Raw genomic sequence first — 15,023 nt, forward strand, 5'->3', positions numbered from 1 at the left:
CACAGACAAGGGTGGCAGCCGTACGCGAGGTGAGAAGACCGTGTTCAGAGCACCACGGCCAGACCGGAGTCTGCACGCGCACGGCTGCCATAACAGGCGGCCTGCTACTGAAAACACCACGGGCTTCTCACACCCGGTCGCCAAATGTGACGACCCAGCGACGTTACCCCCGAGGTATTTCCCAGCCAATGCAGAGCCTTCCGACAGGCGCGTAGGATAGGTCCCAAGCGCTGGCCGATTGAAGTATTTGGTTTCAGATTCGGAAATGTCTTACGCCTTCTGGCCTGCCCCCACGCTGACCGTGCCAACGCGATTTCGCGCCATGCCAACAAGGCGGACCAGGTGATGGCACAGGAGAGACTGGCCCGAAACAAACTGTGGGAGCGGGTTTACCCGCGAAGCGCCGCGCGGGCGGCGCTCGATCTTGAGAACGCTGCAAGGCTACCGTCATGCACCTGGTGGCCCTCATGCGATTTCAAGACAGGCCCTTGGGCGTCACACCGCTGGCCCTGGGGAATCAGGATTGGGTAATGGCCACCAGTTGCATGGCGGAAGATTGGGTGAGGGCCACCAGGTGCCAGGCGAAAGCTTTGCAGCGCCTATGAGATCGAGCGCCGCCCGCGCGGCGCGTCGCTGGCAAGCCAGCTCCCACATTTGTTTCGGGCCAATTAGTCCTGCGAAGGTACCGCTGCCCGCCTTGGCGCATGTCTCAAGTCGGGCGAGGCGCCAGTGGTGCCCACCTCAATACCAAGTCGAACCAACAAGGCGGACAGTGGTGAAATCACAGGAGTAACTGTCCCGAAACAAATGTGGGAGCTGGCTTGCCAGCGATGCGCCGCGCGGGCGGCGCTCGATCTTCAGAGCGCTGCAAGGCTACCGTCATGCACCTGGTGGCCATCATGCGGTCTCAAGACAGGCTAATGGGCGTCACACCTAGGATTTGGCAATAGCTCTCCCACATCTGTTTCGGCCAGTCATGCCTGTTGTCTCACCGCCGCTCGCCTTGCGAAAGGGCCGCAAAGCGGCCCCGGCCATAACCCTCAGAACCCCATGCTAAAGCTCACCGTCACCCCATGGTCGCGGGCATCATTGGACAGCTGCCCGGAATACCCGATGCCCAGCTTGCCACTCTCGCCCACCGCCAGGTCCAACCCGGCCTCGACCACCGCCGCATCCTTGGCAATCGGCACACCCGAGCTACTGAAACCTGCCCCGCCTTCGATAAACCGCAGGTCGGCGTCGGGCTTGGTGTCGCCGAAGGCATGCCGCCAGCCCAACGACGCGCGCGGGGTGATGGCGGTGCCGTTGGCCAGCTCGATACGCTTGCCGGCGCGCACGCCCAGGGTGGAATAGGTCACGTCCTGATCGACGCTACCCTCCAGCCGCCCTGCCCCGCCCTTCTCATGGGCGGTATCGCTGTCGTAGTTGACGTAGGCCAGCCCGGCAAACGGCTCCAGGGCAATGCCGCCGGCGTCGATGGCGTAGCCCACTTCGCCGAACACCTGGGCGCTGCGGGCCTTGTACTTGGCCTTGAGGCGGTCGTTGTAGGCGCCCACCTCGACGTCACGCTTGGTGTCGATGTCGTGCCAGCTGTAGGCCACGCCCAGGCGGGCGGCGAAGGCGTCCAGCTGGTAGCCCAGGTAGGTGCTCAGGTGGTAGCTGTCGACCGAAGCATCCGAACGGCGCTGGTGCGCATCGATGCTGGAGTTGGTGTAGCCGGCGGCAACGCCGACCTTCCACTGCTCGTCCAGTGCCCGGTCGACGCCAAGCATGAAGCCCTGCAGGTCGCGATCGACACTGGCGTGGCTGCTGCTGCCATCGAAGTCGCCCCAACCACCGAGGGCGCGGATCCAGCCGACGGCCTGGCCCTGGCAACCTTCGCTGGTGAGCTGCTGGTTGGCGCTGGGGGCCAGGGTGCGACGCGGGTCGTCCTGGCGGCTGCAATCGGCCTGGCGCAGGCGGTCGTTGACCGCTTCGCGCACGTAGCGCGAGTCCTCGATCAGCACGCTCGCCGTGCTGGCGTGGATCTCGCCGGACAGGCTGTCGAACGCCGCCCGCGCCTGCGCCGCGCTCATTGGCAGGATATTGCCGGTCAACTCGGCTGGCGCGCCCGGGCCGCTGAGGGCGGTTGCCACGCCACGCTGGTTGCCGGTGTAAGCGACCCCGGCAAAGCCGGTGCCGTTGCGGCTCAGCGACAGGGTCACCTGGTTGGCGCCATAGGCCACGGCGCTGTTGAGGAACGCCGAGTTGCTCAGGTTGGTGCTGGCGAAGGTCCCGGTGACACCGCCCGCGGCAGTGACCACGGTGTAATGGCCACTGCCACTGAAGCCCGCCAGGTTGACCACCTGCAGGCTGCCGCCGAGGTTGGCGGTGCCGCCGACGTCGAGGTAGCTGGTCGGGTTGCCGCTGACATCGACGAGCAGGCTGCCGCTGGCGGCGTTGGTGAAGTTGCCGGTGACACTGAGTTCACCGCCCTTGCCCGGCATTACCGTGCCTTGGTTGACCAGGCTGGCGACCGTGCCGGTACCGGTCAGCGCGGCGCCATTGGCCACGGTGACCTGCGCCGCGAGGCTGGCGCCGGGGTTGGCGGCATTGCCCACCTCAAGCACGCCCTGGTTGACGTTGAAGGCGCCGCTGAAGGCCTGGTTGCCGGTCAGCAGCAAGGTGCCGGCGCCGGTCTTGGTGGTGGTGCCGGTACCGGTCAGGCTGCCGTTGAAGGTGCCATTGGCGCCCTGGGCGAATACCAGGCTGGCGTTGTTGAGGATGTTGCCTTGCAGGCTGGTGGTGTTGCCCATCAGGGTACCGCCGCTGACCGTGGTGCCGCCGGTGTAGGTGTTGGCGCCGGCCAGTACCAGGGTGCCCGAGTCGAGTTTCTGGATACCGCCGGTACCCACCAGCGGCGCGCTGATCAACGCCGTGGCGCCGGCATCCACACGCACCGCCGCGAGGCTGCCGCCGCTACCGTTGGTGGCGGTCAGGCTGCCATTGTTGCCGGCCACCAGTTGGTAGCCATTGGTGAGGAACTGCATGCCGGTGAACGCCTGGTTGCCGTCCACGGTCACGGTGCCGGCCTGGCCACCGAACACGGCGAACTGCGCGCCCCAGTTGTTGCTGGCGGTGCCGGTGGAGTTGGTCCAGTTGGTGGCCGAGTTCCAGGTACCGCTGCCGCCACCGATGCTGCCATTGGGGGTAGTCTGGCTGCCGTTCCAGAACTGCAGCGAACCGCCGGCGCCCTGCACCACCAGGTTGAGCTGGTTGGCGATGGCGGTCTGCAGGCTCAGGTCGCCCAGCACCACGCTGCCGGGGATGGCGCCGAACACCAGGCCGTTGTCGGTCAGCGAACCGCCATAGCTGAACAGCCGGTATACCCCTGGGCCGAAGCCGCCGGCGTCGGTGATGTTGAGGGTGCCGTCGACGGTCAGGTTGCCGTCCACCTGCACCACAGTGGTCGCCGCATTGGGTGCGCCAAGGCTGAAGTCCAGGGTACTGCCAGAGGCCAGGCTCAGGCTGCCCACCGACAACGGCGTGCTGCCAGGGCCTGCGGCGAGGGTGGCGCCGTTCTGGATCTGCACCGCACCGGCCAGGGTGCCGCTGCCGCTCAGGCTGGCGCCGGTGGCGACCGTGACCGTGGCGCTGTCGAGGCGGCCGTTGACCACCAGGCGCCCGGCGTTGACGTTGGTGGCGCCGGTGAGGCCGTTGTTGCCGGTGAGCAGCAGCTCGCCGGTGCCGGCCTTGGTCAGGGTGCCGCTGCCGGTGAGGTTGCCGGTGTAGCTGCCGTTGGCGTTCTGCTCGAAGGTCAGTGCGGCGTTGTTGACGATGGCGCCCTTGAGGCTGTCGCTGTCGCCCACCACGCTACCGGCGTTGATCAGGGTGCCGCCGGTGTAGCTGTTGCTGCCGCTGAGGGTGAGCTGGGCGCTGCCGTTCTTGATCAGGCCGCCCGCGCCACTGATGTTGCCGGCCAGTTCCAGGGCGTTGCTGCCGGCAATGGCCAGGGCGCCGTTGAGCACGGCATTGTTGGCCAGGGTGACGGCGCTGTTGCTGTCCAGCGTGGTGCCGGCGGCTGCGGTCAACGCGCCGCTGCCCAGGGCGCTGTTGTTGCCCACCACCAGGGTGCCGCCGTTGAGCGCGGTGCCGCCGCTGTAGCCGTTGGCGGCGTTGAGCACCAGGGTACCGGTGTCGTACTTGGCGATGCTGCCGGTGCCATTGAGGGCGACGTTGAGGGTGGCCGTTGCGCCGTTATCGACCCGCAGGTTGGTGGTGCCGGTGGTGAGCAGCTCACCGGCGGCGCCAGCATTGAGTACATAGCCGTTGCTGACGAACTGCATGCCACCGATGCTCTGGCTGCCGTTGACGGTGACGGTACCTGGGGTGCCCTGGAACACCGCGAAGGTGTCGTTCCATGGGGTGTTGAGCACGCCGTTGGCGTCGGTCCAGTTGGTGTTGGTGGCATCCCAGGTGCCGCTACCGCCGTCGATCACGCCGTTGGGGACGGACTGGCTGCCATCCCAGAACAGCACGTTGCTGGCCCCACCCACCACCAGGTTGACCTGGTTGGCGATGGCGGTTTGCACGGTCAGGTCGCTGGCCGGTACCGGCGTGCTGCCGATGGCCATGCCGTTGTTGACCAGGCTGCCGCCGTAGGCGAACAGGCGGTACACCCCGGCGCCGAAGCCACCGATATCGGTGATGTTGAGCGTGCCGCCGAGGGTCAGGTTGTTGGCCACGTTGACCAGTGGGGTGCTGCCGATCGGCGCACCGAGGGCGGCGTTGAAGTTGGCGCTGCTGCCAAGCACCAGGTTGCCGACGTTCAGGGTGCTGCCGCTGGCGGCGCTGAGGGTGCCGCCGTTGGCCACCGCCACCGTTCCGCCAATGCTGCCACTGCCGCCGAGGGTGGCGCCACTGGCAACGTTGACCGTGTTGCTGGCCAGGCTGCCGTTGACCACCAGGCCACCGGCCTGGACGTTGGTGGTGCCGCTGTGGCTGTTGCTGGCGCTGAGGGTCAGGGTATCGATGCCCAGCTTGTTCAGGGTGCCGGTACCGCTGATGTCACCGGCGAATACGCCGCCCTGCACGCCCAGGCTGTTGCCCGCGGCAATCTGGATGGCGCCGCTGCCGCCGATGTCGCCCAGGGTGGTGTTGCCGTCCAGGTTGAGGGTGGCGCCGCTGCTGACATTGAGCTCGCTCTGGCTGCCCAGGGCCGTGGTGCCGATGGTGCTGAGGCTGCCGGCGAGCAGGTTGATGATGCCGCTGAAGGTGTTGTTGCCCGACAGGGTCAGGTCGGCCAGGCCGCTCTTGTTGAGGGTGCCGTTGCCGCTGAGCACGCCGGCCAGTTGCAGGTCGTTGCTGCCCAGCACGTTCAGCGTACCGCTGACGGCCACCGGATTACCCAGGGTGACCGCGCTGCTGCTGTCGAGGTTGGCGTTGCCGGTGACGCTCAGGCCACCACTGCCGAGCGCTGCGTTGTTGCCGAGCACCAGCGTGCCCGCCTGCAGCTCGGTACCACCGCTGTAGGTATTGGCGCCATTGAGCGTCAACGCCGAGGCACCGCTCTTGACCAGGCGCCCGACACCCGCCAGGGTGCCGCCGAGGGTCAGGTCGTTGCTGCCCAGCACGTTGAACAGGCCGGCCAGGTTGAGGTTGTTGGCCAGGGTCACGGCCTGGCTGCTCTGCAGGCTGGTGCCGGCAGCCGCATTCAGCGCGCCGCTGCCCAGCGCCGTGTTGGAGCCGACGATCAAGGTACCGGCGTTGAGCGCAGTGTTGCCGCTGTAGCTGTTGTTGCCGGCCAGCAGCAGGCTGGCGTTGCCGGCCTTGACCAGGCCGCCGCTGCCGCTGATGTCGCCATTGAGCGCCAGGTCGTTGCTGCCGGCGATGTTCAACGGCCCGGCCAGGCTGATGGCGTTGCCCAGTGCCACGGTCTTGTTGCTGTCCAGGGTGGTACCCGCCGTGGTGCTCAGCACGCCGCTGCCCAAGGCACTGTCGCTGCCGACGATCAAGGTGCCACCACTGAGGGTGGTGCCGCCGCTGTAACTGTTGCTGCCATTGAGCACCAGGGTGCCGCTGTCGAGCTTGTTCAGCTTGCCGCTGCCGGCCAGGGCCACGTCGAGGGTGGCGACGGCCCCCGGGTCGACACGCACGCTGGTGTCGCCGCTACTGCCGTTGACCAGGTTCAGCACACCGCCGGCACCGCCCAGCAGGCGGTAGCCGTTGCTGACGAACTGCATGCCATTGATGGCTTGCGGGCCAACCACGGTGACATCGCCGGCAGTGCCCTGGAACACCGCGAAGCTGCCGTTCCAGGCGCTGTTGGTGGTGCCGTTGAGGTCGGTCCAGTTGTTGCTGCCGGCGTTCCAGGTGCCGGTGCCGCCGTTGACCTGGCCGTTGGCGGTGGTGTCGCTGCCGTCCCAGAACAGGATGTTCTGGCCACTGGCGCTGACCAGCAGGTTGACCTGGTTGGCCAGGCTGGTCTGCAGGCTCAGGTCGCCGAGGCCGAAGCCAAAGGGCAGGTTGCCGAAGTCCAGACCGTTATCGGTGAGCAAGCCGGCGTAGTCGAAGATCCGGTACACGCCGTTGCCGAAGCCGCCGATATTGCTGACGTTGAGCGTACCGTCGAGGGTCAGGTTGCCGCCGACGTTGAACAGTGCGGTACCGCCGGAGGCGGGCGAGCCGAGGCCGGCATCGACGACCGAGCCGCTGTTGAGCACCAGGGAACCGAGCCCCAGGGTGCTACCGCTCTGCCCGGCCAGGTGGCCGCCGTTGTTGATGACCACCGTGGCGTTGGCACTGCCGCTGCCGGTGAGGGTGGCGCCGCTGGCGACGGTCAGCAGGTTGCTGCCCAGGGTGCCATCGACCTTCAGGGTGCCGCCGTTGACCTGGGTGTTGTCGGCGAGGTTGCTGGTGCCGGTCAAGGTCAGGGTGCCGGTGCCGACCTTGGTCAGGCCACCGAGGCCGTTGAGGCCGCCGGCGAAGGTGCTGTTGAGGTTGTTGCTGCCCAGGCTCAGGACGCTGCCGACACCGACATCGACCAGGCCGCTACCGGTCAGGCTGCCCAGGCTGGCATTGCCATTGAGGTTGAACTGGCCGCTGGCACCAACGTTGAGGGTGTCGACGTTGGCCAGCACGCCGCTGCCCAGGGTGGTAAGGGAGCCGGCCTGGATATCGACGTCACCGGTGAAGGTCTTGACGCCAACCAGGGTGAGGTCGTCGACGCCGGTCTTGATCAGGTTGCCGGTACCACTGAGGTCACCGCTGAGGATCAGCGCGTTGTTGACGTCGAAGGTCAGGTTGGCGTTGTTGCTCAGGGCAATGGTGTTGCCCAGGGCCATGGGTGCGCTGTTGGCCAGGGCGGCATCGGCGCTGACCGAAAGGGTGCCGGTGCCCAGGGCGCCACTGCTGCCCAGGGTCAGGCGCCCGGCATTGAGCTGGGTACCGCCCTGGTAACCATTGTTGCCGTTGAGGGTCAGGTTGCCGCTGCCGTTCTTGGTCAGCCCGGCGGTGCCGTTGAGCACACCGTTGAGGGTCAGGTCGTTGACGCCGGCGACGGTCAGGCCGGCGTTGAGGGTGACGTTGTTGGCCAGGCTGACGTTGCTGCCGGCGCTCAGGGTCGAGGCCCCGGCGACGGTCAGGGCGCCCTGCCCCAGCGCGTTGTCGTTGCCGACCACCAGTTGGCCGGCGTTCAGGGTGGTGCCACCCAGGTAGTTGTTGGCGCCATTGAGGGTCAGGGTGGCAGCGCCCGACTTGTTCAAGCCACCGACGCCATCGAGCACGCCGTTGAGGGTGAGGTCGGCGCTGCCCAGCACATTGAGCAGGCCCCCCAGGTGCACGGCGTTGGCCAGGGTAACGCCCGCGCCGCTGGCATCGAGGCTGGTATTGGCGCCGGCACTCAGGGCACCGCTGCCCAGGGCGGTGTTGCTGCCCACCACCAGGGTACCGCCGTTGAGCGTGGTGCCGCCGCTGTAGGTGTTGTTGCCGTTGAGCGTCAGGCTGGCGGCGCCGTTCTTGATCAGGCTGTTGTTGCCCGCGACCACGCCGTTGAGGGTCAGCGCCTGTCCGCCGCCGAGGGTGAGGTTGCCGCCAGCCAGGTTGATGGCGTTGGCCAGCGCCAGCGCCAGGCTGGTATCGAGGGTGGCGGCACCGTTCACGTTCAGCGCGCCACTGCCCAGGGCGCCGGCATTGCCCAGCAGCAGGCTGCCGGCTTGCAGCGCGGTGCCGCCGGTGTAGGTGTTGTTGCCGTTGAGGATCAGTTGGCCACTGCCCAGTTTGTTCAGGCCGCCATCACCACTGATGACGCCGTTGAGGGTCAGCGCCTGGGTATTGCTGACGCCAAGGGTGGTACCGCTGCCAAGGCCGATGGCGTTGGCCACCTGCAGCACCCCGCTGCTGGCCAGTGTGCTGTTGCCGGTCACCGAAAGGTTGCCCTGGCTCAGCGCAGTGTTGTTGCCCAGGGTGAGGGTACCGGCGTTGAGGGTGGTAGTGCCCTGGTAGGTGTTGGCGGCGCCAAGGGTCAGGTTGCCCGTGCCGGTCTTGCTCAGGCCAGCGGTGCCGCTGATCACGCCGTTCAGCGCCAGGTCATTGTTGCCGGTCAGGCTCAGGTTGCCGTTGAGCAACACTTGGTTGGCCACAGTCAGCGCGCCGAGGGTAGCCAGGTTGGCGGCGGCGCCGACGGTGAGGGTACCGGTGCCCAGCGCCTGGTTGTTGCCCAGGGTCAGGGTGCCGGCATTGAGGGTCACACCGCCGGTGAAGGTGTTGGCGCCACTGAGGGTCAGGTTGCTGGCACCGTTCTTGGTCAGGCTGCCGGCACCGGTGACGAGACCGCCCAGACCCAGGTCGTTGCTGCCAGCAATGGTCAGGTTGCCACCAAGGTTGACGGTATTGCCGATGTTCAGCGCGGTGTTGCTGTCCAGTGTGGTGCCGGCGGCCGCGTTGAGCTGGCCCAGGCCGAGGGCGCTGGCGTTACCGAGCACCAGGGTGCCGGCATTGAGGTTGGTGTTGCCCAGGATGCCGTTGGTCCCGTTCAGGGTCAGGATGCCGCTGCCGGTCTTGGTCAGGCCGCCGACACCGTTGATATTGCCGCCCAACGTCAGGTTCTGGGCACCGGCAAGGGTCAGGTTGCCGGCCAGGTTGATCTGGTTGGCCAGGGTCACGTTGGCGTTGCTGCTCAAGGTGGTACCACCTGCGGCATTCAACGCACCAGTACCCAACGCGGTGTTGCTGCCCACGACAAGCGTGCCACCGTTGAGGCTGGTGATGCCCTGGTAGCTGTTGCTGCCGTTGAGGGTGAGGGTGCCGCTGCCGGACTTGACCAGCCCACCGGTGCCGCTCACGACGCCGTTGAGGGTCAGGTTGTTGCTGCCCGGCAGGGAGAGGTTGGCGTTCAGGGCGACGCTGTTGGCCAGGCTGAAATCGCCCGTGCTGGTCAGGCTGGAAGCGCCGTTGACCGTAAGGCCGCCAGTGCCAAGCGCCTGGGCGTTGCCCAGGGTCAGGGTGCCGGCGCCGAGCGTGGTACCGCCACTGTAGGTGTTGGCGTTGCCCAAAGTGAGATTGCCGCCGCCGGTTTTGATCAGGCTGCCATTGCCCGAGACGATGCCGGCCAGGCCAAGGTCGGCACTGCCGGCCACGGTCAGCGCGCCGTTGAGGGTGAAGGCGTTGCCAAGGGTGACGGCGGTGTTGCTGTCCAGGCTGGTGCCCGCTGCGGTACTGACCGAGCCGGTGCCCAAGGCGGTGTTGCTGCCGACCACCAGCGACCCACCGTTGAGCAGGGTGCCGCCGGTGTAGCTGTTGGCACCGTTGAGCACCAGGGTGCCGCTGTCCAGTTTGGCCAGCTGGCCGCTGCCGGACAGGCCAACGTTGAGCGTGGCGGTGACGCCTGGGTCGACACGCACAGCGAAAGCGCCGTTGCTGCCGTTGACCAGGTCCAGGCCACCGGCGCCGATCAGGCGGTAGCCGTTGGTGACGAACTGCAGGCCGGTGGCGGCCTGGGTACCGACCACGGTGACGTCGCCTGCAGTGCCCTGGAACACGGCGAAGTCGGCGGCCCAGCTGCCGTTGAGCACCCCGTTGACGTCGGTCCAGTTGGTGTTGCTGCCATTCCAGGTGCCGGTGCCGCCGTCGATCACACCGTTGGCCACGCTCTGGCCACCATCCCAGAACTGCACGGTGCTGGAGCCGCCGCCCACCAGCAGGTTGATCTGGCTGCCGATCGAGGTCTGCACCTGCAGGTCGCCTGGCAACATGGCGCCAGGCACCGTACCCAGTACCAAGCCGTTGTCGACCAGGGCGCCGGTGTAGTCGAACAGGCGGTAGATGCCCACGCCGAAGCCGCCGATATCGGTGACGTTGAGGGTGCCGTCCAGGGTCAGGTTGCCATTGACGTTGACCAGCGCGGTGCCGCCGGTGGACGGCCCGGCCAGGCCGAAATCGAGGATCGAGCCGCTGTGCAGGGTCAGCGAGCCGGTACTCAGGGTGGCGCCGCTGTTGGCCAGCAGGTGCGCGCCATTGGCGATGTCCACGGCGCCCACCAGGCTGCCGGTGCCGCCCAGGCTGGCACCGCTGTTGACCTGCACGTTGGCGCTGGCCAAGGCACCGCTGACGTTGAGCAGGCCGCCATTGACCGTGGTATTGCCCGCCAGCACGCTGACGCCGGACAGATCCAGGCTGCCGCTGCCGTTCTTCACCAGCCCGCCCGCGCCTGCCAGCACGCCGCTGAAGACGTTGTTGAGGTTGTTGCCGCCCACGCTCAGGTTGCCGCCGCCCGCCACGTTCACCGTGCCGGCACCGCTCAGGCCGCCGACGGTGGTACTGTTGCCAAGGTTGAGGCTGGCACCGGCGCCGACATTGAGCGCCGAGGCATTGCCCAGGGCGCCAGTGCCGACGGTGGTCAGGCTGCCGCCGAGCAGGTCGATGGCGCCGCTGAAGGTGTTGTTGCCGGCCAGTGTCAGGTCAGACAGGCCGTTCTTGATCAGGCCGCCCGTGCCACTGATCACCCCGCTCAGGGTGAGGTCGTTGCTGCCGCCCAGGGTCAGGTTGGCACCCAGCCCGATGTTGTTGCCGAGGTTGAGCACGGCGCTGTTGTCGAGGCTGGCGGCACCGGTCACGTTCAAGGCGCCACTGCCCAGGGCGTTGCCGTTGCCGATGACCACGCCACCGGCATTGAGGGTGGTGCCACCGGTGTAGGTGTTGACGCCATTGAGGGTCAGGGTGGCAAGGCCGTTCTTGATCAGTTGCCCTGCCCCGCTGAGCACGCCGCCGAGGGTCAGGGCGTTGCTGCCGCCCAGAGTGAGATTGGCGTCGAGCGCGACGTTGTTGCCCAGGCTGATGGCGCTGCTGTTGTCCAGGCTCGCCGCGCCGCCCACGGTCAGGGTACCGGTGCCGATCGCACTGCCGTTGCCCAGCACCAGCCCGCCGGCGTTCAGCAGGGTGCCACCGGCGTAAGTGTTGAGTCCGCCGAGGGTGAGCGTGGTGCTGCCGTTCTTGATCAGACGGCCGGTGCCGTCGATCACGCCATTGAGGTTGAGGTTGTTGCTGCCGGCCAGGGTGAGGTCGGCGTCGAGGGTGATGGCGTTGCCGACACTGACGGCGGCGTTGGTGTCGAGGCTGCCGGCGCCGGCCACGGTCAGTTTGCCTACGCCCAAGGCGGCGCCGTTACCCAGCACAAGGCCACCGGCGTTGAGGGTGGTGCCGCCCAGGTAGGCATTGGGGCCGGACAGGGTCAGGGTCGCGCTGCCATTCTTGACCAGGCTGCCGGCACCGCTGATCAGGCCACCGAGGCCGAGGTTGGCACCACCGCCGATGGTCAGGGCACCGGCCAGGTTGACGGCATTGCCGAGGGTGACCGCGCTGCTGGCATCCAGGCTGGTGCCGGCGGCGGCATTGAGCGCGCCGCTGCCCAGCGCGGTGTTGCTGCCGACCACGATGCGCCCGGCGTTGAGGTTGGTGGCGCCGATGTAGGTGTTGGCACCGTTGAGGGCCAGGGTGCTGGTGCCGTTCTTGGTCAGGCCGCCGACGCCGGCAACCACACCGCCAAAGGTGAGGTCGTTGCTGCCGGCCAGGTTGAGGTTGCCCGCCAGGTTGAGGTTGTTGGCCAGGCTCAGCCCGGCCACGCTGCTGTCAAGGGTGGTGTTGGCGGCGGCATTGAGCGCGCCGGTGCCGAGCGCGGTGTTGCTGCCAAGCACCAGGGTGCCGGCGTTGAGCGTGGTGCTGCCGCTCTGGGTGTTGTTGCCGCTGAGGGTCAGGCTGCCTGCGCCGTTCTTGATCAACCCGCCGGCGCCACTGATGTTGCCGGCCAGGATCAGGTTGTTGGCGCCGGCCACGGTCAGGTTGCCGCCCAGGCTGACGGCGTTGTTCAGGGCCATGGCCACGGTGTTGCTCAGCGTGGCGGCGCCACCGACGGTCAAGCCCCCGGTACCAAGCGCGGCGGCGTCGGCCAGGGTCAGGGTGCCGGCGTTGAGGGTCAGGCCACCGCTGAAGGTGTTGGCACCGGCCAGGGTGAGGTTGCTGCTGCCGTTCTTGATCAGGGCGCCGGCTCCGCTGACCACCCCGCCCAGGGTGGTGGCGTTGCTTCCTGCCAGGGTCAGGGTGTTGCTCCCCAGGTTGATGGCGTTGCCCAGGTTGACCGCAGTGCTGGCGTCGAGCCCGGCATTGCCGCCAAGGGTAAGCGCGCCGGTACCCAGGGCGTTGTTGTGGCCCACAATCAGTTGCCCGGCGTTGAGCGTGGTGCCACCGCTGAAGGTGTTGTTGCCGCTGAGGGTCAGCCCGGCGCTGCCGTTCTTCAGCAGTGCGCCGGTGCCGCTGATCACCCCGCCCAGGGTGGTGGCGCTGGTGCCCAGCAGGCTGAGGGTGTTGGCGCCGAGGTTGACGGCGTTGCCCAGGCTGACTGCGGTGCTGGCATCGAGGCTGGCATTGCCGCCCAGGGTCAGTGCGCCGCCGCCCAGGGCGTTGCTGTGGCCGACGGTAAGCTTGCCGTTGTTCAGCGTCAGGCCGCCGCTGAAGGTGTTGTTGCCGTTCAGGGTCAGGTCGCTGGCACCGTTCTTGACCAGCGCGCCGGTGCCGCTGATCACGCCGCCCAGGGTGGTGGCGCTGGTGCCCAGCAGGTTGAGGGTGTTGGCGCCCAGGTTGATCGCATTGCCCAGGCTGACCGCGGTGCTGGCATCGAGGCTGGCGTTGCCGGTCAAGGCCAGGGCTCCGGTGCCCAGCGCGGCACTATTACCGACGGTAAGCTTGCCAGCGGCCAGGCTGGTGCCGCCGCTGTAGGTATTGACGCCGTTGAGGGTGAGGTCGGCGGCGCCGTTCTTGACCAGGCTGCCAGTGCCGCCGATCACGCCACCCAGGGTGAGTGCGTTGTTGCCCGTCAAGGTCAGGGCACTGCTGCCCAGGTTGATGGCGTTGCCCAGGGACATCGCCGCCGTGGTGTCCAGGCTGGCGTTGCCGGTGAGGCCCAGGGCTCCCGTGCCCAGGGCGTTGCTGTTGCCCAGGGTGAGCGTGCCGTTGGCCAGGGTGGTGCCACCGCTGAAGGTATTTATACCGTTGAGGGTCAGGTTGCCGCTGCCGTTCTTGACCAGTGAGCCGGTACCGCTGAGCACACCGCCCAGGGTCAGGGCATTGCTGCCAGGCAGGCTGAGGGCGGCGTTGAGTGCCACGGCGTTGGTCAGCACCAGCGGCACGCTGCCTTGCAGGCTGCCGGCGCCGTTGACGGTGAGCCCGCCGGTGCCAAGCGCCGCAGCGCTGGTCAGGTTGAGGCCGCCGGCGGCCAGGGTGGTGCCGCCGCTGTAAGTGTTGGTGCCGCCGAGGGTGAGCAGGCCGGCGCCGGTCTTGGTCAGCCCGCCAACACCACTGACCACGCCGCTGAGGGCCATGTCGGTGGCGCCGCCGACGTTCAGGCCGGCGTTCAGGGTCAGCGCGTTGCTCAGGTTCAGCCCGCCAACGGTGCCTGCCAGACCACCGCCATTGACGGTAATGGCACCACTGCCGAACGCGCTGGAATTGTCAAAGTTGACCTGGCCGCCATTCAGGGTGGTCAGGGTGGTGCCGTTGAGCACTTGGCCGAGCAAGCTCCAGGTGCCGCTGTCGACGATCAGCCGGCTGAAGTTGATGTAGTTGCTGGCGTTGATGGTGCCGCTGCCACTGGTGCCGCTGCCGCCGCCGATGGCGTTTTGCAGCGCCAGGGTGTTGGTACCGCCGGCGCCGCCGTCGATCTTGCCCGCTGCCGCGTAGGCGAGGTTGGGGTTGCTGGTGACCAACAGGGCCACGCCGACGCCCAGCCCCGCGCCGACACTGGAACCGGTGATGGCGTTGAAGCGGTTGGTGCTGTTGGCGCCCATCGACAGGCTGCCGGTGAGGGTGCCGGCGTTGGTGAAGGTGTTGCCTGCCGCAGAGGCCTCGAAGGCTGCACGGCCGAGAATGGTGCCGGTGTTGGTGAAGTTCACCGTGCTGCCGCCGGTGACGGCGATCACCGGGGTGTCCTCGCTCACCAGGGTCAGGCTGGCCAGCGCCGAGGAGCCGATGCTGCCGGCGTTGGTAATGGTGGTGGTGCCACCTGCACCGTTGCGCGCATCCAGCGCCATGCCCGTGAGGTTCAGCAGGTTCGCGCCAAGCAAGGCACCGGTGCCCTTGATCACGCCCGTGGCGTTGTTGTTGATGTTGAGGGTGCTGCCGGTGCCGGTGTTGCCGATCAGCACCGCACTGGACTGAATGCTCAGCAACCCCAGCAAGGTCGGGTCGATGGTGCCGGAGTTGTTCAAGGTGTTGTTGTTGCCGGCCAGCGACAACGAGGTGCCGCCCACGCCCAGCAGCGTCCCCAGGCTGGCGCCTGGGTTGACGTTGACCGTGAGGCCACTGCCGCCGTTGGTATAGCTCGGCGCCAGCGGGTTGGCCGCGCCGTTGCAGGTGATCGTGGACCCCGCCGCGCTACAGACGGCCAGCGCCTGTTCACTGTTGAGGGAAAGGGCCATGCCCCCGACAACCAGGCTGACAGCCAGGGACAATTGCGAAAGACGGGCAGGCAAACGGGCGGCGACACTTCTGTCCACGGA

1 protein-coding gene is annotated in these 15,023 nt (G+C 67.5%); it reads right to left on the minus strand.

Going from position 1 to position 15,023, the window contains the following annotated elements:
• Positions 1-1,040 precede the first annotated feature (1,040 nt).
• The gene (locus tag LOY51_RS22415; RefSeq protein ID WP_258643119.1) at positions 1,041-15,020 is read right to left on the minus strand and encodes an autotransporter-associated beta strand repeat-containing protein; all 13,980 of its coding nucleotides are present in this window, start codon (positions 15,018-15,020) and stop codon (positions 1,041-1,043) included.
• Between the last annotated feature and the right edge of the window lie 3 nt (positions 15,021-15,023).

It is taken from the genome of Pseudomonas sichuanensis (assembly GCF_024749065.1).
GTDB classification, from domain to species: Bacteria; Pseudomonadota; Gammaproteobacteria; order Pseudomonadales; family Pseudomonadaceae; genus Aquipseudomonas; species Aquipseudomonas sichuanensis.